Annotated in this window: 15 protein-coding genes; 9 read left to right on the forward strand and 6 right to left on the reverse strand. The window is 37.0% G+C overall.

Going from position 1 to position 23,057, the window contains the following annotated elements:
* Nucleotides 1-316: 316 nt before the first annotated feature.
* The 3 genes from sov to AC0L6O_RS09015 form a co-directional block, all read right to left on the reverse strand.
* The gene (gene sov, locus AC0L6O_RS09005; RefSeq protein WP_473307968.1) at nucleotides 317-7,723 is read right to left on the reverse strand and encodes a T9SS outer membrane translocon Sov/SprA; all 7,407 of its coding nucleotides are present in this window, start codon (nucleotides 7,721-7,723) and stop codon (nucleotides 317-319) included.
* An 88-nt stretch (nucleotides 7,724-7,811) separates the two neighbouring features.
* A complete protein-coding gene (gene ruvA, locus AC0L6O_RS09010) occupies nucleotides 7,812-8,405 on the reverse strand; it encodes a Holliday junction branch migration protein RuvA (RefSeq protein WP_473307970.1) in 594 nt (197 codons plus the stop codon).
* Nucleotides 8,406-8,455: 50 nt separating this feature from the next.
* Entirely contained in the window at nucleotides 8,456-9,160 is a 705-nt protein-coding gene (locus AC0L6O_RS09015; RefSeq protein ID WP_473307971.1) for a rhodanese-like domain-containing protein, read from the reverse strand.
* Nucleotides 9,161-9,318: 158 nt separating this feature from the next.
* Between AC0L6O_RS09015 and eno the strand changes: the two genes are divergently transcribed.
* From eno to AC0L6O_RS09040, 5 genes are all read left to right on the forward strand, one after another.
* A complete protein-coding gene (eno, locus tag AC0L6O_RS09020; RefSeq protein WP_473307973.1) occupies nucleotides 9,319-10,602 on the forward strand; it encodes a phosphopyruvate hydratase in 1,284 nt (427 codons plus the stop codon).
* Between the two features lie 273 nt (nucleotides 10,603-10,875).
* Nucleotides 10,876-11,199 (forward strand): FtsB family cell division protein, encoded by a 324-nt coding sequence (locus tag AC0L6O_RS09025; protein WP_473307975.1) that lies wholly within the window; start codon nucleotides 10,876-10,878, stop codon nucleotides 11,197-11,199.
* A 12-nt stretch (nucleotides 11,200-11,211) separates the two neighbouring features.
* Nucleotides 11,212-11,850: a DoxX family protein gene (locus AC0L6O_RS09030; protein ID WP_473307976.1), complete on the forward strand. Its 639-nt coding sequence runs from the start codon at nucleotides 11,212-11,214 to the stop codon at nucleotides 11,848-11,850.
* A gap of 64 nt (nucleotides 11,851-11,914) precedes the next feature.
* Entirely contained in the window at nucleotides 11,915-12,430 is a 516-nt protein-coding gene (locus tag AC0L6O_RS09035; protein WP_473307978.1) for a low molecular weight protein-tyrosine-phosphatase, read from the forward strand.
* Nucleotides 12,431-12,946 (forward strand): hypothetical protein, encoded by a 516-nt coding sequence (locus AC0L6O_RS09040; protein ID WP_473307980.1) that lies wholly within the window; start codon nucleotides 12,431-12,433, stop codon nucleotides 12,944-12,946. It begins immediately after the preceding gene.
* Here AC0L6O_RS09040 and ppgK read toward each other — a convergent pair.
* From ppgK to dacB, 3 genes are all read right to left on the reverse strand, one after another.
* Complete coding sequence (ppgK, locus tag AC0L6O_RS09045; protein ID WP_473307982.1) at nucleotides 12,933-13,682, reverse strand: polyphosphate--glucose phosphotransferase; 750 nt, start codon at nucleotides 13,680-13,682, stop codon at nucleotides 12,933-12,935. The genes AC0L6O_RS09040 and ppgK overlap by 14 nt on opposite strands.
* A gap of 50 nt (nucleotides 13,683-13,732) precedes the next feature.
* Nucleotides 13,733-17,029, reverse strand: coding sequence for a proline dehydrogenase family protein (locus AC0L6O_RS09050; RefSeq protein WP_473307983.1), 3,297 nt, complete (start codon nucleotides 17,027-17,029; stop codon nucleotides 13,733-13,735).
* 131 nt (nucleotides 17,030-17,160) lie between these two features.
* On the reverse strand, nucleotides 17,161-18,597 hold the full coding sequence (dacB, locus tag AC0L6O_RS09055; RefSeq protein WP_473307985.1) for a D-alanyl-D-alanine carboxypeptidase/D-alanyl-D-alanine endopeptidase: 1,437 nt from the start codon (nucleotides 18,595-18,597) through the stop codon (nucleotides 17,161-17,163).
* A gap of 191 nt (nucleotides 18,598-18,788) precedes the next feature.
* On the opposite strand from dacB, the gene AC0L6O_RS09060 reads away from it, so the two are divergent.
* From AC0L6O_RS09060 to AC0L6O_RS09075, 4 genes are all read left to right on the forward strand, one after another.
* Nucleotides 18,789-20,213 carry an MBL fold metallo-hydrolase RNA specificity domain-containing protein gene (locus AC0L6O_RS09060; protein ID WP_473307986.1) on the forward strand — a complete coding sequence of 475 codons (1,425 nt, stop codon included), beginning with the start codon at nucleotides 18,789-18,791 and terminating at the stop codon, nucleotides 20,211-20,213.
* A 95-nt stretch (nucleotides 20,214-20,308) separates the two neighbouring features.
* The gene (locus AC0L6O_RS09065; protein ID WP_473307988.1) at nucleotides 20,309-21,262 is read left to right on the forward strand and encodes an acetyl-CoA carboxylase carboxyltransferase subunit alpha; all 954 of its coding nucleotides are present in this window, start codon (nucleotides 20,309-20,311) and stop codon (nucleotides 21,260-21,262) included.
* A 2-nt stretch (nucleotides 21,263-21,264) separates the two neighbouring features.
* Complete coding sequence (locus AC0L6O_RS09070) at nucleotides 21,265-21,885, forward strand: HAD family hydrolase (protein WP_473307989.1); 621 nt, start codon at nucleotides 21,265-21,267, stop codon at nucleotides 21,883-21,885.
* Nucleotides 21,885-23,057 (forward strand): site-2 protease family protein, encoded by a 1,173-nt coding sequence (locus tag AC0L6O_RS09075; protein ID WP_473307990.1) that lies wholly within the window; start codon nucleotides 21,885-21,887, stop codon nucleotides 23,055-23,057. The genes AC0L6O_RS09070 and AC0L6O_RS09075 overlap by 1 nt, the downstream gene beginning before the upstream one ends.

Raw genomic sequence — 23,057 nt, forward strand, 5'->3', positions numbered from 1 at the left:
TGTTTTGAGCAAAAGAGTTTTAGAGTTTAAATCTTAAGGATTGGGAGGCTCGTGTAATGGATGTTTGACAAAGATGTTTTGTCATGTTTTTTGCAAAGGCAAAAAAACGCCAAAACGGGTTGTGGGGAGTTTGCATTTTTACCAATGTGCCCGCACGGAACATGCTATTTTTTTTAAAAAGCTACATGCCCCTTAGGGGCAAAATAAAAATATAGGTAGCTGCGGGTGAAAGCCGTGGGAGATGATATAATTGACCTAACCTTTTATATGGTGGGATTTTGGTCATTAAACCAAAATTGTGACAAAAAAATACTTATCAATCAGCTAGGTTAAATTTCATATTCAATCCACCTACAGTTCTTCTGGTTTCGTAAGAAAGGGAAGTGAAAGGTTTGTTGACAAATCGTTCGAAATAGAAACCCATGCTAAGTTTCTTGTTGAACTGATATTGTACCTGTGGTTTTATCTGCAAATTGTAGTTTCCTTGAATAGGAACAGCGTCACCGCCAGCTTCGTCTTCACCTAATCTCCTTTGAAGTGATGTTACGTCTCTAATAGTCACATCAAAACGGAAGTTCAAATCATTGGTAAGAATAATATTGTTGCCGTCACGTCCTCTGAATGGTAGCTTGACATTGTTTTTCTTAAAACCAATACCAAAAACTACGTCGTTTGAGTTATACTCTGCCACCTGAGCGTTGGCTAGATTTAGGGCAGCTCTTCTTTCACGGTTGTAATCTATTCTACCACTAATGTTTGCTTTGGTAGTAAACTGCACACCTATCAAAGGAGAAAAACGCTCTTCCATAGTGATACTACTCATGATAAATATAGGAGAGAAATTTTGGTATAGGCTTAATTGGTTTCCTAAAGAGTATTCATTATTGCCTAAACCTATGGTCTCGTATTCATTATATAATAATGAACTAGTAAAGCTTCCTACGCTATAAGTAGAAGTATAACTATGACTTAATGTAATGTTATTGAAAAGTTTATTAAACAATGGCAGTTTCTCTAAGCCGTTATAATCTATTCGCCAGTTAGGCATTGGGAATTGTAAAAAAGGATTAAAAGTGTCTTGACCTTTTTTTGTGACCTTATTAAAAAGTCTATCGACAGCATCTGTTCTATTATCGCTATATGCAGCAAAGAAGGCGGGAATGAGTACGTCTTGAGAGTTGATGTCATATCCGCTTTCTTCTCCATTACCTAAAGGGTTTATGACATCGAGTTTTGCTTTAACTTGGTCTCGGTAGGCTATCATCCTATCAAAAACTTTGTATTCGTAATTATTTTCAGGGTCCTTACTCATTTTGTAAAAGCCAGTCCTGAAAGACCAAAAAGACATACTGAAAGTACCATTTCTGAAAGGGTTCATTGCTTCAAAATCACCTCCTCCGTCTGCTGGTCTATATATTTCTTGGTAAGAATCTCCTTTACTATAGTTTCCTCTTATTTGCATTCTAAAACCTTTGAAAGGTTCTAGATTCGTGCTAAAGTCAAACTTCTTTTGACGAGTTTGAGTGAAAGGGTCGTTTCTTATGGCACTGCGTGAAAGCCAATCTTCCGCACCTGCGGTTCTATGAATATCTCTTTTTTGACTTCCTAAAAGAGCAAAGGGTAATCCAGGGACTGCACCGTCTTTAGAAAGACCCATGAAGTTAACTTCTGGCAAGAATCCTGGTAAAATAGTAGTCTCTACTATGGAGTAATTGAAATTAATACCACGAACTGTCATTAACAGTCGAGTGAAAGTTTTTAGGAAATCAGAGGTAGGCAAAACTATTTCTTCGTCATCTCCTGGTGCTCTTGTGAATCGCTCTTTTGGTTGATTTGGCGAATTCGCAAACTTCAGATATTTAAGTTTGTTATACAGTTTTACTAGATCTATTCTTCCTTGGATAGCTAGTTCCCTTCCGTTCTCTATAAAGTTTCCGAATGATTGCTCATCGCTATCCAGTAAACTTTGACCCGTTTCATAATCATAAGAGTTTGCTCTATAATTGTAATCGGTATTGAACCTGCTGTTGGCATTTATCCAGTCCAAGAAGAAGAATTTATCAAGCGGGAGTTTATAGGTCAACTGTAGGCCTTGTGTATAATTCTTTGCTCTGCCAGAATTGAAAATTCCTTGCCAAATACTTTCTTGAGCATCCCCATATTCTTCATCAATAATGGAATTCATCCTCGCATTATAAGTCATGGAAATCGATTTGGTCAAATCCCATTGTAAATCATAATACCTGTTGGTCAAAAAGTACTTTATGTAGTTTGGGTCTAAAGGGTCTAAATCTTCACCTGGGTTTTCTGTCTGCTCGGCACTTCTATACGCAGTTTTAGTGAAACTTCTATTAAAGTCTGAACGGAATGCTATTAGGTTAGGAATAGGAGAGAAGTTTAGATCTTTTATCCAAGTATATTTAGGCTTAGTAAGGCCTTCTTTATCCTTGAATGGCTCCCAAAGAGTGGTTCTAGGTTGAAACTGATAGGTTAAGGCTCCGGTTTTTTGCTCTGCTAAATATTCGTCAATAAGAATATTACTTCTACTTATACTACTTTGAGCATAGGATACCGAGAAGTTCTCAATGTCGTAAATGTTATTTTTAGCATTAGGGTTAGTTTTGACTTTTCTAACATTAGCTAGGTTAAAACCCTTGTTTACATTTCGGTCAATTACTAAATCTTTGTAACGCCTTTTTTCAGCTTCCGTATCAAATTGAGCCAAGGCGTTTTCTAAAACTATATCTGGGTCTAGTGGGTCAAAATGTGGAACCACTTCCTGAATATCATAATTCATGAAAAGAGGTATGCTTAAACCCCAGCTCTGAGGGAAAAATTTATCAAGTTCTAAAGTTGAAGCAATTCCAAAACCTTGTGAAGTTTCCTGTGAGCGGCTAGATATTCTATCTTGTACGCCACCAAAGCCAAAGGTTCTAATATTTCCACTTACTGAAACGGTTCCTAAATCAGCTAGTTTTATGTCTGCAGCTAAAACAGCGGCTTCTCCTTTTGTATCATCAAAACCGTTAGCTCTTAATTCATTCATCCAAACGGTGAACTTGGCAGGTTGTGTGCCATTAGGGTTACTAAGCCCTAACATAGTTACTAAGATGTTACTTAAATCGGGGTTCCCGACAACAGTAATTTTATAAATTCTTTCGATTATTTCTCCAGCATCGGTTGGGATACTCTTTACCGTTACATATTCCCAATAGGGTTTATCTAGGGCCACATTTAGGTCAGAACCTAATTTTGAGTTTCGGTTTATTTTTAAATTTCTAAATTCGTCAAGAGGGATATCAAATTCATTCTCAACAGGCCAAACATCTTCAGGTGTGTTGTCGCCTAATGTTGTTGCTTTTAGATTTTCAATTTCTACTTCATAGTAATTGTTCTTACTATCTGTACCCAATCTCATGAAAGCTCCAGCGTAGTTATCTTGGTTTTGGTCGTTTTCAGCATGTACAAACATCTGAACTCGCTTGTACATGTTAAGGTCTAAATTGGTGTTTTTAAAGATAGCTCTTTTATCTCCTGGTTCTAATGCTTCTACAGCCAAACTTACAGACTGCTCATTAAACTGACGGAAACTTTGTTGAGAGAAATCTCTATCTCTTTGGAAACCTGGAGGAACCACGTAGGGCGTTTGACCATCTTTAATATTACAGTCTCCATCTTCAGTACAGCCATTTTCTTCTATTGAAACTGTACTCACTTTGAACCCTGTAGTGTTACTGTTTGGCTCAGGAATATTTACAAAAGAGTTGTTATTTAAATCTTCAGTGTAAGCACGGTAAGAGTTAGAAACTAACTGCAATGCCGCAAAACGCAAGACTACTGGCTCTTTCCATTCAGACATGACCATTCGCATAAACCTTATAGACTTAAAGCCTGTAATGCGACCCACGGCTTTAGCTTTGGTGGAATCTCTCAATGGAACTCTAAATAAATACCAATCAGCATTTCCAGAAGAAACTTTGTCAATGATGTAGCCACTACCCACAGACAAGCCATCGTCGGCAAGTGGGATATCATAGTTCCAATAGCTTTCTACATCACTAATGGTGTTATCTTGGTTAAGGTCTTCTTTGTCTGCTACAGCAGAAGAGGCGGGTGTAACCACGTCGGTTTGGTTAATGGCAGGAGAGTTATTCTCCATACCTAGGTAATTTTTAAAACGCTCTACTATAAACTGGTCTGTACCATAACCATTGTCTAAGAAAAACTTAAAATCATCACCAGATGGGTCGTTTATAATTTCATTTAAGGCTTCTTGATTTGTAACTGTACCTTTGACCTTGTCAAGGTATTCTTTGATATGTTCAAAGTTTCTTTCTTCTTCATTACTCAGTCCATCAAGGCCAACATCTTGTTTTCGTAAACTATTTTCTTCAGAAGTAGAATTATCAAAGGCGTCTGTTAAAAACTGGATGGTAGGTGCTTTACCCCAATTGGTAATATCTGGTTGAGAAGCAGTTTCAGAGAATGTTGGGATTCCGTTTTCAAAGTTGAATCGACTATCAGGTATTACATCTTCAGAAATGTCGCCCAACTGTATGCTTAAAACTCCACCAGTCTGGTTAACATTTCCATTTGGCTTTCTACCATCTCTTACAGAGTCTTGGAAAGGATTTAAAAGCCAAAATTCTAAGTACTCCACATTAGAATTATCAAAATCAGCATCAAAAGTGATACCTCGTGAAATAGCTCCAAAGTTTTCTTCAGGCTTTTCAAGTAGCCCGTCAGGGGTTAGGTTAGGATTGTAATTATACATTCCTCTTTCTTCAGGAAAGTATGAAACGTCCAAAATAGCTGTTGGCAGGTTTTGACCTAAAACAGCTCTAGAGCGACCAGGGAAAATATCTTGTATTTGAAAAGAGCGTTCATATAAATTGCTTTGAGCTGCTGTTGTGATTTCTTCAGGGACTAAGCCATTTCCACCACCAAACCCAGAGGTTATAAAAGTAGACTGGTCAATGGTATACACCGACATCTTTGCTCGCTTATAGTTATAACCGTAAGTAGGCACAGTAAGGTCTTTAAACTTATCAGGTGTAGATCCCAGTCTCCATTTTCTAGGTTGGCGTGTTAAATCATTGATGTTTCTGGCAGCTTCAAAATCATCAATCATTGCATTGCCATCAATTTTCTTATTGTTTACGCCAGGAATTAGCTGAGCAAATTCAGCACTAAGAATAATAGAAGAGGGTTCTTTAGTTTGTATTAATGGTAGTTTGTCCAGCAACCTTGTGAAGCCATTTCCTTCTCTTTTAAAGTTTACATCAAAACCCCAAAGTGTATTATTAACGGGTTCGTTTCCAATAGATGTTCTAGTTAGAAAACCTGGTGTATTTTCTTTTAGGTCCATCATGGTAGCACCTAATCTTAAAGAACGATTGACAGAATAATCTAATCTTAAGCCAAAAAGTCTTCTAATTTGAGCTTGAAATAAATCGGGACGTTCGTAATCAATTCTGATAGACCTACCTGAAGCTAAAATGCTTGGATTTACTATCCTGATTCTCCCAATTTGAGAATCGACCATATAATCTGTTCCTTGCTGTAATTCTGTACCACCAGAGTAAACTCTTACAGAAGCTCCAGAAGCTCCAAGCGGAAGCGGTATCTCAGAGCTTTTACTTTGAACAGAACCGGAAATATAAAACTTATTTTTTGAGTTAACTTGTTGAGCATCAGATATTGTTTGGTCATATAATTCACTGAAAACATATTTTTGCTTTAGCGTAATATCCTCTATTTGAGTATCTAAAAACGAACCGAAAGGCTCTAGCACCGGGAAGATTATTGTACCTCTGTTTTCGTTAATAGTGACGCCTTCTACATAGTCAAAGTTACCATCAAACTGTTGGTCATTATTGTAATTCAGTTTATCTAAACCAAAAACAGCTATTAGCGGCTTGTCCTTTATCTTGGTTTCATGTAAACTAGGGGTGTCCATGCCCGTTTTGTCATCTTTATAAACAATCCTAAGTTCAAAACCTTCACGGTCAATCTGTCCTTGTGACAAAGAATACACGTTTTTCATCATCAAGTCCCACATTGGATGGTCCAGCTTATTCCTGATGGTAGAGGATTTAAGAAGTTTCATCAAGATGACTTCATCTTCCGTTCTTATGGAATAATCTTCTGTTAATTCTCCTACCTTATAGCTTTGACCATCTAAAGTATATTCATAAGAAACTGCTAAGATTTCGTCGTTTCTTAAAGGAGTTAAAAGAGATACGTAACCTAGCTGAGGGTTGAAGTCGAACTCTCTATCGGTAAGTCTTTTGGCACCTCTTAGTATTTCAAAATCTTCTCCTTTTTTAAGGCTTCTTCCCTCTAAGGCGGTATTGGTATTGTCTATTTGACGGTAATCAGCATCTTTTATTAGAGCGTTTAATGAATTGGCATCATTAGATGCTGGCTTTCCTTCACCGTTAGAAACAGCAGCCACAGAATTGTAAGGTTTAGGCTCTCCTAAGTCAGTAACACCTACCAAGTTTCTATTACTGTTTACAGAGTTAGTTCTGTTAGTTACGTAAACTTCTACTCGGGTAATTAAAATCCTAGAAGTTACCATTGGTAAGGATTTTAAACTAGCCTCATACAGGTCTCTAAAGTAATGAGATAGGAAAAAGTGACGGTTTTCATCATATTCATCACTTCTGATTTCAAAAGGCCTGTTTTGAGCCCCACCACTAATAGTAATAGATTCGGTACGAGAACGCTGTTGTGCTACCACAGTAGATACGTTTAGCTTACCAAATCGTAGTCCTGCTTTTACTCCAAAGAGGTTTTCTACGCCAGGAATTAATTGGCTATTGACAGGGAAACTTACATTACCTGCTTCTAGCGATTGAAGAATATCTTCTGGGTCAGATTTGAAATTAAGTTTAAACTGATTTTCAAAGTTAAAGGCTGACTTAGTGTCAAAATTCCCTAAAATACCCATCTTCTCTCGATACGGGTTTCTGTTTTCCAGGGCATTTGCACCTTGCGTTAGTTTCTTTAGTTCACTTAATCCACCGCCTTGGTTGTTTCCACCAAAACCACCTTGCCCTCCTTGAAGGTCATTCTCGCCCTCGTTGGCATTGTTATTAAAGTTGATAGAAATCTGCTGGTCAAAATCAAAAATTGGTCTTTTTCGTAGGTAAAGAGGAGTTTCAGGGTTATTTAAAAATTGGCTCCCAGCTCTTAAATCAATTGATATAAAACCGTTAGGTTTAAATTCAGGTACTTTTCCTCCAAATAGCTTATCTACCAAAGGTGATTTTTTCAAAAGAGGGGATAAGCCACGTCCACTCGTATTACTATTCCCATCTTGAAGTCTTTCATAGTCACGCAAAATACTTTTTCTCACCATGGCATTCTGAATACTAGAGTATTCATTAAAGCTCATGGAGGTTGGTATTTTGGAAGTTATATCTTCTCCTATTTTTTCGTCAACGTTTATTTTATCGCTCTCAGGCTCATAAATAACCGAAGTTTGAACAGCCTTAGGATATAGATTTAATAAGGGTGACTTAGGAAGGTCAAAGTTAAATCTGTCTAGATAACTGTCTTTCCACCTAAAAGCAGGTTTAGTTCCTGTTTTGTATATACTAGTGTCTGCGGCAGCCGGGCTTCGGTTTATCTGCTGAGAAAAAGCAGAACTTCCTAAAGCCAGTATTACTAGAGGTATGAAAATAAATTTTATTAAAGAAGTATAGTTTTTGAGCATACAGAAATGGTCAGCCTGCTATGTTTGGTGTTTAAACGACTAAAATCCTGCCATTATTCTTTTCAAATGGGACTTTTGCCTTGCTTTTTTATCTAAGGGCAAGTTTTATCAATTCTTCGAGCGAAACATCACCCCCGGTTCTACGTAAAATAGTGTCAATATTTTTCTCCGCGGCACTTTTTGGAATTCCCAATGTAACAAGTGCAGTTAGAGCTTCACCTCTTAAAGTTAAGTTCTGAGAAGCAAAGACTGTTGGGTTTACACCCGTAGCAACTAGCTCCTTTTTCAATTTGTCTTTTAGTTCTATAATGGCTCTTTGAGCGGTTTTAGCACCAATCCCCTTCACACCTTGAATAGTTTTAACATCTTCAGAAACTATGGCCTGCACTATTTCTTCGGATGATAAAGAGGATAACATTACAATGGCTATGCTTGGTCCTATACCAGAAACTGAAATTAAATGCTCGAAAAGCTCTTTTTCTGCATGTTTAGAAAAACCAAAAAGCGTTTGAGAATCTTCTCTTACTATTAAAAGTGTATGAAGTTTTACTAATTCATCCGTTTCTTTTAAAGACGAATAGGTCTGTAAAGAGATTTTGACAAAATAACCAACACCTCCAACATCGATTAAAACATGTGTGGGGTCTTTGTGTGCCAAGCGACCGTTAAGAAAAGCAATCATTTAAAGCAGTTAATATATGAACGACAAATATAATGAAAATGTAAGGTCAATTATCTCCCTGACTTGAACAAGACCTTTTGAAGTTCATTTTCTTCTATTTCACCAGAATACCTCCAAACCTGTTTGCCTTTGTTAAAATAAATGAAGGTTGGGGTTTCCGTGGCTTTAAAATGCTCGGTTATGGCGAGTTCTTTACTAGCGTCAATTTTAAGTAGTTTAATCCCACTTTTATTACCTGTATTTTTTCTAATAATGGGCTCCATAACTTTACAATGACTGCACCATGGAGCACTTAAAAATATAAAAACCTTGTCATCGGTATTTATGACCTGCATAAGGTTATCTAAAGTGAAAGCTGCTATAGGCTTGGTATCTGGCCTTGAAGAGACATAAGGTTTGCTAGAAGCGGTCCAGTTAGAAAAACCACCTGATAAATAGTAAACCTCCTGAAAACCTAAATCCTTTAAGAAGATAGAAGCATTTTTAGCATCAATGGTGGTGGAGGAATAAAGGAATAAGGCTTGTTTTTTATCAAATTGAGCTGTCATCAGCTCATCAAAATCTACACGTCCATAGTCTAAGTTTTGAGCCTTTTTAATATGACCTCTATGGAATAGGTCTTCTGAACGAAGATCTATGAGCGAAGCCGCAGGACTCTCTTTAAAAGCTTTTTGAAAAATGGAAGGATTTAAGCCAGTTAGGTCTTGACCAAAACTGTTTAAACTCAGCAGAAGTATAATAATGGAATATTTCATTTGACAGTATTAAATAATTAACAACAAAGCTCCTCAATTCTTATTATGTAATGTGCATTAATAATTATTTATTTACTTTGTGCAGATTTAAGGAAATGCCGCTATTAAGTAGAAGCTTTCCAATATAAAGTTGTATTTGTTAAAGTAAAATAATAAGAATGAGTCAAATTGCAAGAGTACATGCCAGACAGATTTTGGATTCTAGAGGAAATCCTACTGTAGAGGTAGACGTAAGAACTGTTAATGGATATGTGGGCCGTGCTGCTGTTCCTTCTGGAGCGAGTACAGGTGTTCATGAGGCTGTAGAGCTAAGAGATAACGACAAAAACACGTACGTAGGTAAAGGTGTTTTGAAAGCTATCGAAAATGTAAATACAGTGATAGCGGAGTCTGTTTTAGGTATGAACGTTTTGGAGCAAAATTTAATTGACCAAACGATGATTGACCTTGATGGTACTGCCAACAAAGGAAAATTAGGTGCAAATGCTATTTTGGGTGTTTCTTTGGCAGTAGCTAAAGCAGCAGCTCAAGAAGCAGACTTGCCGTTATATAGATATTTAGGTGGTGTTAATGCTAATACATTACCAGTACCAATGATGAACATCATTAATGGTGGTTCTCATGCTGATAACTCTATCGACTTTCAAGAGTTTATGGTAATGCCAGCAAAGGCAGATACTTTCTCTGAGTCTTTAAGAATGGGAGTTGAAGTATTTCACAACCTTAAGAAAGTTTTAAGTGCAAAAGGATTTTCTACTAACGTAGGAGACGAAGGAGGATTTGCTCCAAATATCGGTTCTAACGAAGAGGCGATTGAAACTATCCTTACTGCCATTGAAAAAGCTGGATATAAGCCAGGTGAAGATGTATTCATTGCTATGGATGCTGCTTCTTCTGAGTTTTATAACAAAGAAACAGGTCTTTATGAGTTTAAAAAATCTTCTGGTCAGAAATTGACTTCTGAAGAAATGGCGGCTTATTGGGATAGTTGGGCTGATAAATACCCAATCGTTTCTATTGAAGACGGAATGGACGAAGATGACTGGGCAGGATGGGCTGAGCATACTAGACTTTCTGGAAAGAAAATTCAATTAGTAGGTGACGATTTGTTCGTAACAAACGTGAAGCGTCTTTCTACTGGAATTGAGCAAAGCATTGCCAACTCTATCTTGATTAAAGTTAACCAAATTGGTTCTTTAACAGAGACTATTGACACTGTAAACTTGGCTCATAAAAACCAATATACATCTGTAATGTCTCACCGTTCTGGTGAAACTGAAGATTCTACAATTGCTGATTTAGCTGTAGCTCTTAATACAGGTCAAATCAAAACTGGTTCTGCTTCTCGTTCTGATAGAATGGCGAAATACAACCAATTATTAAGAATTGAAGAGGAATTAGGAGCTTCTGCTAATTTCCCAGGTTTGAAATTTAGAGGATAATTCGTGTAAACGAATTACAAATTCAAATTGATAGAAAAGCCATCTGAGAAATCAGATGGTTTTTTTTTGTGCCCAAAACCAAGACGAACATCATTCAAATAAAACTTTCAAAGTGGAATACCTTCAATTTCTAAAGAGCTTTAACATAGATTATCAGGAGAAATATATCTTTGATTTCATTGGAGAGTGAGATTGACTTTAAATTAAATAAGGTGGTTTTACGCATTTGTAATTCTTTACGTAAATTTGATTTCCTAATAAAAAATACGTGCAATGAATTTTCAATTACCAGAATTCTTTAAAAAGAATAGTTTCTACGTGTATAGCTTCGGCTTTTTGTTTGTTTGGCTAACCTTTTTTGACGGTGCCAACCTAATCACACAATTCAAATATTGGCAAAAATTAAAGAGCTACGAAAGCCAAATTGAGTATTACAATGATGAACTGGTCAAGGTTAAAGCTAAGGAAAAAGGTATTTTGAATAATTTGGATGCCCTTGAAAAATTTGGTCGAGAAAAGTATCTGATGAAGAAAGAAGGCGAAACTGTTTTCGTACTAGTAGATGGAGATGGAGAACTGATGGAAGAAGTGGAGTGAATTTAATTGCTTATGATAGGTTTAATCAAGCGGGTTTCTAAAGAGCAATATTTGGACTATTTAGTTCTAATTGCTCGTTGTTTATTAGGATTTACTTTTTTAAACTACGGCTACTCCAAGTTAACTGGAAATCAATTTGGAATTACAGAATCGGAGCTATCTAGTTCAATAAAAGATATCTCATTGTTCCAATTAAGTTGGTATCTCTTCGATCACGAACCTTTCAAAACTTTTATTGGAATTTCACAGATAATATGTGGTGCTCTTTTAGTTTTTAATAGAACCACACTTTTGGGAGCCTTTTTGTTTCTTCCTATTGTTATCAATATTCTAGTAATTGACTTGACCTTTATGCCCGCCAATATGGCCAATGCTTTTGCTTGGAGGCTGTCATTTTATATAGTTTTAGATTTACTCATATTATGGCATTACAAAGAAAGGATAAAAATTATTGTGAGAGAATTATCGCAAAATGTGAAGCCCAAGTTTAGATTTCCTGTTTGGGCCTATTTAATACTTCCATTATGTGCTATATTTCTTGAAATAGTAGGAGTTATTCCGCGAATTTTGACAAGCTTGCTTCTTGAGCCAAGTAAAACTTTGGAACAATTTAGAGCGACCATAGAATATGTTAATTCTTTATTTTTTTAAATGCTCTTTTAACATCGTATTGACGGCTTTCCGCACTACATTTTAAACGTTTTAAATTTCAATTATGGTAAAAGTACTTTTTGTATGTTTGGGGAATATCTGTAGGTCACCTTTAGGGGAAGCATCTTTCAGAGAAATAGTGAGAAGGAGAGGGCTTTCAGATTCTTTTGAAGTCGATTCTGCAGGAACAGCGGGTTATCATATAGGTAAAAGTCCAGATAGGAGAAGTTTAGAGGTTTTAGAAGAGAATGACTTGGTGACAAACCATATTGGTCGTAAACTTTCGGAAGAAGACTTTGATGGCTTTGACCATATTGCGGTGATGGATGAGGCTAACTTTGAATTCGTACATAACATGTATCATAAAGCCAAAAATATGCCGCCGCCAGCGGAGAAGCTCTTTTTGATTAGAGACTTTGACCCAGAAGTAAGAGGTGTGCAGGAAGTGCCAGATCCTTATTATGAGTCTCATGAAGCTTTTCAGGAAGTTTATAAGATTCTTTGGCGAAGTAATGAAGCCCTTTTAGAGCATTTAATGGACCTTCATAATATAGTAGAACCATCAGATGAGGAAGAGTAGATGAAGATTAAAGAAACATTACTGCGAGATAGGTCAAAGGCGACATGTGAGCGAATTGTGGCTTATATCGACTATGATACTCAAAAGTGTCAAGAATGGGCAGACTGTTTCTTTTCTACCAATTCTATTTTAAGTCAAAAAGCGGCTTGGGTTTTACATTTCATTACCGATGAAACACCAGAAATGGTGGAGATTTATCAAAAAGACTTTCTTGAAAAATTAAAGGAAGAAAACCTTCACGATGCCGTGGTTCGATCTATTTGCCGACATTGGGGAGATTATGGCTTCCCTGAAAGTATAGAAGGTGAGGTATATGATGTGTGCTTAAATTACCTTCAAGATAAATCTAGCATAGGGATTAAGGCACATGCCATGTATGCTTGTAATAGATTAGTCCAAAAGTACCCAGAGTTAAAGCAAGAGTTTAAATTAGTGTTAGAAGAACTAATGTTAAAATATGGAGAAGAATCTCCTGCCATAAGAAGCAGGAGTTCTAAGCTTCTTAAGCGTCTTTAGCCATCCCAATGGAGGCCATAGCAGCACCTATAATACCAGCTTCGTTTCTGGTTTCGGCCACTACTAAGTTTATGTCGTCAGAGAAATGAGGATATAATTTATCCCATTTTTTACTGGCCCCACCACCTACTATAATTAAGTCAGGCGAACAAACTCTTTTTACATATTTGAAAAAGTAGTTTAAACGTTCTGCCCACTCATCGTTACTGAGGTTTTTATTTTTTCTTACAGAATCCGCGGCATATTTTTCTACCGGCGTATTCTTCTTATATCGTAAATGACCTAGTTCAAAGTTAGGAATCAGTTGTCCATTATAAAAGACACCTGAGCCTATGCCTGTACCTAGCGTAACAGTTACCACTAGGCCATCTTTTCCTTTTCCTGAACCATAATGCATTTCGGCTAATCCGGCTGCATCAGCGTCATTGATTACTTTGAAATCATTTCCACAAACTTCTTTAAAAAGCTTGTCAATGTGTACGTTTACCCAGTCTTTATGAAGGTTACTTTGTGATTTACATTGTCCATTTGCCACAATAGTAGGAAAACCTACACCAACTGGACCCTTCCAATTAAAGTGGTCAAGTACCTCTTTAACAGCCAAGGCCATAGTTCCTGGAAGTGCTGGTCTGGGAGTTTCTACTCTAAATCTTTCTGCCATTAATTCACCTGTTTCTACATTTACAGGTGCACCTTTAATTCCCGAACCTCCTACATCAATTCCAAATAACTCCATACGTGACTTTGTTGTTTTTTGTGCAATTTATCATTTTTGACGATTCATTATTAAGCTTCGCCCAATAAATTACCATATCTGTGAAAATTAAACGAGAAATTTTGCTCTGTCAGGTAGTTCAAAAGTTCAATTCTTCCATTCGGACTAGGCGTTCCTTCATAAATCTGAACAGATTTTTCATGACATAATAATCTTAGTTGGTCCATGTTTTCTGTAGCTAAAGAACGAATAACCGTATCGTGATTTATTTCATCTTCAGAAAGGTCATAAGGATCTTTAGTTTCCACTTTCAGACCAAGCACCTTACATGCGGTTTTGACTAATTCTAAATCGTGTTCCCTAGTTTTTTCATCAGTCAATATGAGAACCTTTTCTGGCTTCATATAACTGTTAAGATTATACTGACCTCTTAGTTTGGCATAGTCTATTTCCTTTTCGAAAAGCTCGGTTGCCCATTTTTTATAACTTTTCTCTGCTTCCGCCAAAGTTGCTTCCTTCTTAGCAGGAGTTAAAAATTGTAGCACATAGTTTAGTCCACCTGCTTTCATTCCAAAACCGAAGTTAGAGGCCTTCATGCCACCAAATGGCTGCCTTTCTACTATAGCACCCGTGGTAGGTCTGTTTACATAAAGGTTACCTGCTTTTATCTTACTTTTCCAGATAGCCACCTCGTTTTTGTCTAAAGATTCTAGTCCAGAAGTTAAACCGTAGTCCACTCCATTTACTAGGTCAATAGCCTCTTCTAGGTTCTTTGCCTTCATTACAGATAGGATAGGCCCAAAAAGCTCATTTTGATATTCATAGCTTTCTGTAGTAATTCCCCATTTTATACCAGGACTTAAAAAGAAGTTTCCTTTTCTTTCTGGCTTTACCAACCAATCTTCATCTGCGGTGTTTTCAAGAACGTGCAGAATTTTTTCTGGAACTGGAACAGCCAATGGTCCAACTTGAGTTTCTAAATTCCAAGGGTTGCCATGAAATTTACTTTCGGCTGCATCTTTTAAAAGAGTCTTGAAATGTTCATCTTCAAAAATCTCCTCTTCTAAAATAAGTAAAGAAGTGGCAGAGCATTTTTGACCTGCATTTCCAAAGGCACTTTGAACCACATTTTTAATAGCTTGCTCTCTATCTGCCAATGCAGATACTATGGTGCTATTTTTTCCGCCAGTTTCAGCAAAAAGGTTAAGCGTAGGGTTTCGGTTTAAGAGAAACTGGGCAGTATCAGTGCTTCCTGTAAGTATGACTGCGTCAAAGGTGTTTCCACTTGCTAGGAAAGGGTCAAGGTTGCTCTCCTCAGTAGGAAGAAAGGCAAAAAAGTCCGTTGAGATACCTGCATCAAATAAACATTTACTGGTCAAATAGGCCGTAGCTGTAGCGTTAGAGGAAGGTTTAAGAATTGCTCTTTTGCCAGCCGCTAAAGATGCTAAAACTCCACCTATAGGAATAGCAACAGGGAAATTCCAAGGAGAGAGTATGAGATTGACACCTTCTTTGTGAGTGATTTCAATTTCATCAGAAAGTTTCAAAATAGATTCAGCGTAATAATTAGCAAAATCTACAGCTTCAGAAACCTCTACATCTACTTCCGCGGTAGTTTTTCCTAATTCGGCTATTGCTACAGAGATTAGTAATCCACGGTTTTTCTCTATTTCTACCGCCACTTTGCGTAGCATTTCTGCCCTCTTCTGAACAGATTCATTATGCCAGTTGGTTTCTGTTTTTAGAAAATTATGGTAATCATTTTCTGATGCCATTTGGTATGACCAGTTCGGCATTCCGTTCCAGCCTTCTAGCTGAACAGTATCGTTACTGTCGCTCTTTGGCACTACAGGAATTAAACTTGGCAGATTCTCATGCCAGTTTGTTCTAACGCCCTCTATCCAGTCTCTGTTCACCTGTAAAGTCCAGTCGGTGTTGGCTACGTTATGAAAACTATCTTGTGGCGTAAATGTTTCTGTGTTTCTATTTTGACTTCTCTTTGGAGCAGTTGACACAGTTTCTATTAGTTCAACAGAGCTTAAGAATTGTCTTTTAATTTCACTCCATTTGTCAGAATTAACTTCTAAGCCAAAACCTTCTTTTAGAAAGTTGCCATCCTGAGTTCCTTCGTCTAATCTTCTCACCAAATAAGCCATGGCAGAGTTATAGTTCTCTTTTTTGACAATAGGCGTATAAAGTAGAATATGTGCTTTTTGCGAAGCTAAACTCTTTACAGTTTCATTGGCCATGCCTTCTAGCATTTCAAAATCTACATAATCGTAAAGGTTGTTTTTTTGAACAATATGAAGGCCAAAAGCTAGGTCAAAGATATTGTGCGAAGCAATACCAAGGTTTAAAGCCTTTAGCTTATCCAGAGAAAGAGCCTGAAGAAGTAGTTTTTTGAAATTGGCGTCCGTATGTACTTTCTGGGTGTATGGAGCCACTTCCCAATCTTCTAGCGAAGCTTCGGTCATTTCCATTTCCATGTTGGCTCCTTTTACCAATCTTACTTTGATAGGCGAGCCTCCTTGTTTCACCCTTTCTGTAGCCCAGTTTTGAAGTTTTACTAACTCATCAAACGTATCAGGAAGGTAAGCTTGTAAAACAATACCAGCTCTAAGGTTTTTATATTTCTCTATAGAAAGTGTTCTTGTAAAGGTGTCAACCGTCATTTGAAGGTCACGATATTCCTCCATATCTAAATTGACAAACTTCCATACACCGGTTTCTTGATGAATTAAATAGAGCTCATCATAAATGGTAGAAAGCTTTTCTACCAAAAGAGCGACAGAGTGCTCATACGCCAATGAGGTGATTTGAGAATAGATAGTAGAAATCTTTATAGAGATATAGTCTACATCGTTTTGACGAAGTAAGTTTTTGTATTGCTGAATTCTTTCTGCTGCTTCTTTTTCTCCTATTAAAGCTTCGCCAATAAGATTGACGTTAAGCTGTATACCCTCACTTTTTCTTTGAGCAGCATGTTTAGTAAATCTGCTTTTACCTACAAAGAACACAATGGAGTTTGTCACTTGCTGAATTTGAGACAGCATCAAAGGCATACTAATAGAAGGGAAGTAATGGCCAATGCTCCTATAAAGCTTAACCAGAATACGCTCAAATGTATTGAAAAGCCCCTTATGGTCTTTTCCTGCATTAAAAAGCCCTAAGACATAGTCTGAAACTCGTTTGTTATTATTAGACCTAAAGGCTACATCCATCAAACGAATAAGAAAATGTTTTGACGATGGAGTCTTAATAATAGGCTCCATTCTTTCAGCAAAATCATTTTTCTCTGTCGATGTAGAGCCATTTTGAAGTTCCTCTGCCAAAAGAAGAACCTCTTGCATTTCTTTGTTAGTTAGCATTTTATGAAACAGCTTGCACCTAATTTAGGGTGCTTTATTGATGAATTGTAATAAAATGCAAAGCTAGATTATTTCTTTTGATTTAACCCTTGTGGGAATAGAAGAAATGTTGATTTCTGGAGAAGATTTTTCTACTTAGAACCCATTTTGACTAAAAAATTATCGAGAAAGCTACGAACTTGAGAAGATGCATCTGGCTCATATCGGTTTACTGCTATCATAAAGGCATAATCTACCCCTTGTTTGTCTGTGAAATAACCTGCAAAAGCTCGGGTGCTTTCTATGGAGCCACTTTTTGCTTTAACTCTTCCTCCAGTTCTTTTTTGACGGTCTTTATATCTTACGCTTCCCTCTCTTCCTAAAACCGGAATAGTATTTAGAAAGGCTTCATAAGACGTTTCTTTACTCATGGCAGCCAGAATGTTGGTCATGTTGGATGCTGTAATGTAGCCAGAAGGGGAGAGGCCACTACCATCTTTTGGGTTAAAGCCTGCCAAGTCTGGCACACGTGTTTGCCAGTGAGACTTCAAGGATTTTAAAGCGTCATTGAAATTCTCAAAACCATTATCAGCTAAAGAGGCGGTGTGAAGAAACGCATCTGCATAAAGGTTTATGCTAGAAAAATTGCAGTCTTGGCTTAGTTCGCCTAAAGTTTGAGAAAGAAATCTTTTAATAAGATGTTTTTCTGTTTGCGGACTGGGTAGGTCTACAGCTAAAGGTGTCAAATGTTTATCGGCCACCTCAATTCCGTTTTTTTTTAACATTCTTATAAGCTCCACTCTAAAAAGTTTTGCAGGATTGGGGATAGAACCCTTTACAGGGAAATTCCTTTTTCCTAAAGGCACAGTGCCTTTCAAAACAAGTACTTCTGAGTTTGGGTTGCTGTAAATATAAACTTGGTCGCCGCTGTTTGACGGCCCCGTTTTTACCAAATTTATTATTTGCCAATCTGGGTCAAATGGAATTAGGCTTCTTACTGTAGTATTGGCTCCAATGGAATTCCCTGGGTCAAAATAAACTTTGAAGAAGTTCTCATTAATATTGAATTTATGTGGGATGGCTCCATAGTAATTTCCCATGTCGCCCCATATCCAAGAGTCGGGTGCATCAAATTCGAAGGCGGTGTTGTCATCAATAATGATATTACCGTCAATTTCTTTTATGCCTAATGTGTTTAGTGTTTGATAAATATCATCTAAAATCTGATTATAAGGGTTTCGGCCTCTTTCAGAGCCAAAACTTGGGTCGCCATTGCCTTCTATAATAAGGTCACCTGTCAATATGTTATTTCTAATCTCACCGGAATAAAGGATGTCGGTTTTATAACGGAAGCTAGAGCCAAGTTTGTTTAGGATAGTGGCCGTAGTAATCAGTTTTAATGTGCTGGCGGAGTTAACGCCTTTGTCTTCATTAAATGAAAGTATAGGTTTATTGTCAGAAACACGGTGTATGGATGCCGCTACTATACCATGCTCTATTCCATCACTCACTTGAAACCTTTTAAGGTCGGTAATAAGCTCGCTTTGGATGGCAGAAAATTGAAGTAGAATTAATGCGAAAAATGTCATTTATCAGTTTGATAAGCTTTGTAATAAGCCTAAATATACTTGTCAGGTATCACTTTTGCTTAAGAATAAAGAATTTATCCGCTCTTTTAGGGCATATCTGTCTATAATACTTGATGCAATAAATAATTTACTAAAACTTAAATCAATACCTTTGCTTTCTTGCAATCCTTCAACAAGCGATATATAATTTGATGAAACTTTCCTTTTATGGAGCGGCCAGACAAGTCACCGGAAGTACTTTTTTATTAGAACTAGACGACGACTACCGTATCCTTATAGACTGTGGTACTGATTTAAGCGGAAAAGAAAAGACCGAAGAAGAACATGAAGATTCTTTTGGTTTATTTCCCTTTGACGCTAGTATGGTAAATCTGGTAATGCTTACGCATGCTCATATAGACCATAGTGGTCAAATTCCTAATCTTTACCGTGAAGGCTATGAAGGGCAGGTTTTATGTACTGAACCTACCTTAGAGCTTTCTGAGATTTTACTTTATGATGCGGCTTCACTTTATCAAAGAAAGCTTAAGGCTATAGAGAAGAATAAGAAGTACTCAAAAAAGAGGAAAGCTATAAAATCAGGACCTTATTATCTTTCTAGCCAGGTTAATCATGCGATGGATAATTTTGTTCCATTGTCTTATAATAACCGTTTTAAGTTTAAAGATAAAGGCTGGGTTACGTTTTTGCCTGCAGGTCATTTATTAGGAGCTGCTCATATATTGATTGAGGTAGAAAATAACGGAAAAATGGAGACCATCTGTTTTTCTGGTGATGTAGGAAGGCGTAATTATCCATTATTGCCAGACCCATTCCCAGTTCCTGAGGTCGATTATTTGGTATGTGAAACTACCTATGGTGATAGGCAGCATGAAGATAATGAAGATGCCGAGAAAAGGCTGAAAGAGATTATTCAAGAATGCTGTATTGATGTGCCAGGAAGGTTAATTATCCCAACTTTTAGTGTGGGAAGAACACAGGCACTACTTTATACCCTTAATAAGCTTTACGACAAACATGAGATAGAACCTATCAAAGTGTTTACGGATAGTCCGTTAGCAAGAAAAAGTACAGAAATACATGAAAAATACAGTAGGTATTTGAATGATGAAGCTAGAGAAATAAAAAGCCTAGACGATACGCTTTTTGATTTTGAAAATTTACATTATCTAAAAACCAATCAAGAGTCACAGAGTATTGCTTATCATAATGAAGCTTGTATTATTATATCGTCTTCAGGGATGATTACAGGTGGACGAATAGAGCATCATATAGCCGAAAATATTGAAAACCCTTACGCTACAGTACTATTTATAGGCTATGCTACAGAAGGGACTATTGGCTACCGCCTTAGAAATAAAGAGATTTCGGAGATTACTATTCGCGGAACTAGAAAAGATGTGAATGCCAACATTAGAAGCACGGATGTGTTTAGTGGGCATGGTGATTTAGAAGATTTAGTGCATTTTGCGAAGCAACAAAATCCAGAAAAGCTGAAGAAAGTATTTCTGGTTCATGGAGAAATAGATTCCATGCTAAATTTTAAAACTGTGCTAGAATCGGAAGGTTTTAAAAACATTGAAATTCCCGAAAAGGGGGAAGTCTTTGAAATTTGATTTAATTTTGAATTTGAAATGTTGCCAAAAGTCTTTGAGGCAACCTTTGTATGCATAAATTGCGTTTAGAAAATAAAGTGAACTTATAATAAAGAATGAGAACATTATTAGAATTTGAAAAGCCAATAGCGGAGCTTGAATCTAAATTGGAAGACATGAAAACCTTGGCGTCTGAAAACAATGTAGATGTTAGTTCGGCGGTAAGAAACCTTTCAAATAGTATAGAGGAGTTAAGAAAAGACACTTTCAGTAATTTGACAAGATGGCAAAGAGTTCAGCTTTCACGTCACCCAGATAGACCTTATTCTTTAGACTATATAGAGTTGCTATGTGAAGAGTTTCACGAGCTTCATGGAGATAGAAATGTAAGAGACGATCCGGCTATTGTAAGTGGATTGGCTAATATTGATGGCAAATCTGTGATGATTATAGGTCAGCAGAAAGGTCGTAAAACTAAAGAAAGACAATACAGAAACTTTGGGATGCCAAATCCTGAGGGCTACAGAAAAGCTCTTAGAATGATGAAAATGGCAGAGAAGTTTAATATTCCGATTGTAACATTAATTGACACCCCTGGTGCATTCCCTGGTTTAGAAGCCGAGGAGCGTGGTCAAGGAGAAGCTATTGCCAGAAACCTGAAAGAGATGATGACACTTAAGGTGCCGGTAATCTGTATAGTAATAGGTGAAGGTGCTTCTGGAGGTGCTTTAGGAATAGGAATTGGTGATAGAGTATTGATGTTAGAAAACTCATGGTACTCTGTAATTTCACCAGAAAACTGTTCTACCATTCTTTGGAAAAGCTGGGATTTTAAAGAACAAGCTGCTGATGCTTTAAAGCTGACTGCTGAAGATATGCAAGGTTTTGGTTTGGTAGACGGAATAGTGAAAGAACCTCGTGGAGGTGCTCATCTTGATTTTGAGGCGATGGGTAAAACACTTAAAAAAACGATACTTTCTGAAATTAAAACGCTTAGTAAGCTTAAGCCAGAAGAAAGAATTAATAAGAGAATTGATAAATTTTGCTCCATGGGAGTAGTGGTTGAGTAAGCATGGGGAATTACAAGGCTGTTCTATTTGATTTTGGTAATGTTATCATAAACATTGACCCTGAACTTACCTTAAAGGCTTTTTCTGAAATTTCCGGTAAGTCTGTTGCGAGAGTAAAAGACAAACTGGAAATGAGCCAGCTTAATAGGAGGTATGAGACAGGGCTTTTTGAGGATGAGGAGTTTAGAGAAATAGTGCGTCAAACCATCGGTTATCCATTTAGTGATAAAGAGGTGGATAACGCTTGGAACGCTCTTTTGCAAGACTTACCGCCCTATAGAATAAGCCTAATTCTAGAGTTGAAAGATAAGTATCCTGTTTATTTGCTAAGCAATACCAACAGTTTACATATCAAAAAATGTGACCAAATTTTTAGAGACCAATTTGGCATTCCTAATGTCAAAGCTCTTTTTACCAAAGCTTTTTATTCTTACGAAATGGGTCTTTGGAAACCAGATAAAGAAATATATCAAACTGTTTTAGACGATATTGAACAAAAAGCAGAGGATGTTCTGTTTATAGATGACAATGCCTCCAATATAGCTTCGGCGGCAGAAATGGGCTTTCAAACTATTTTGATGGACCCCAAAAACGACGATGTCATCAACCATTTTAAAATTTAATGAAGAAGCATAAAACGCTTTTAATTCAGCTCGTATTATTTCTAGTCACAGTAATCGTAACCACTTTCGCAGGAATGGAGTGGGTTACCGGTAAAACTGTTGTGATGGAGGGCTTTGATTGGGAGCTTTTGAAAAAGGGCTTCATTTGGTATGCTTTCCCTTTTCTAGGCTTTCTTACGGTGCATGAGTTTGGTCATTACTTTATGGCCAAATTGCGTAAAGTAAAAGTGACCTTACCGTATTATATTCCTATGTGGATTCCAGGGATTTCTTTTGGAACCATGGGAGCTTTAATACGTATCAAAGAAGTGATAAAAACTAAGGTTAATTACTTCGATATAGGTATTGCAGGGCCGCTAGCCGGGTTTGTAGCTGCTTTTGGTTTTTTAGCATACGGCTACGCCAATTTACCTGACAAAGATTTTGTGTTTGATATTCACCCGGAGTATGAGCAATTTGGTGAAAACTATGCTGATTATGCCTATCAACCTATTTATGGGGAAGACGCCTTCGGTCAAATAGACAGTACGCAGCTAATTGAGGTAAGCTCTTTTAAGTTAGGAGACAGTATTTTAAGCAAGTGGGTTAAAGACACTTTTGCAGACCAAAAACTATTGCCACACCCTAATGAACTTGCTCATTATCCGTTTATTTTGGCAGGTTTTCTAGGCTTGTTTTTTACCGCTTTAAATTTGATGCCCATAGGGCAATTAGACGGAGGACATATTTTATTTTCGCTAATAGGAGAGAAGAATTTCAATAAAGTTTCTCCCATTTTATTTACCTGCTTTGTGTTTTTTGCAGGATTAGGCTTTTACAAAGTCAATGAACTGCAAGAGCTTTTTTATAAAGAAGGTTTCTCTGCTTTGTTAAACTTTTTGATTTATGTTTTGGCTATTTATGTATGCTTTAGCAGGGTGACTAAAAGTATGCAGACTAATTGGATTATAGCTCTATCGGTTATTCTACTACAGTTTTGTGTTTCATATTTATTTCCAAACGCCGAGGGCTATTCTGGATTTTTAGCGTTTTCAGTGCTTATAGGTAGGTTTTTAGGTATTTATCACCCACCGGTGATAGATAAAAAGCCTTTGAATACCACAAGGGTAGTATTAGGATGGATAAGTCTTCTTATTTTTGTTCTATGCTTGAGTCCTTACCCATTTTATTAA

Source organism: Arcticibacterium sp. GJ41-1, assembly GCF_055808875.1.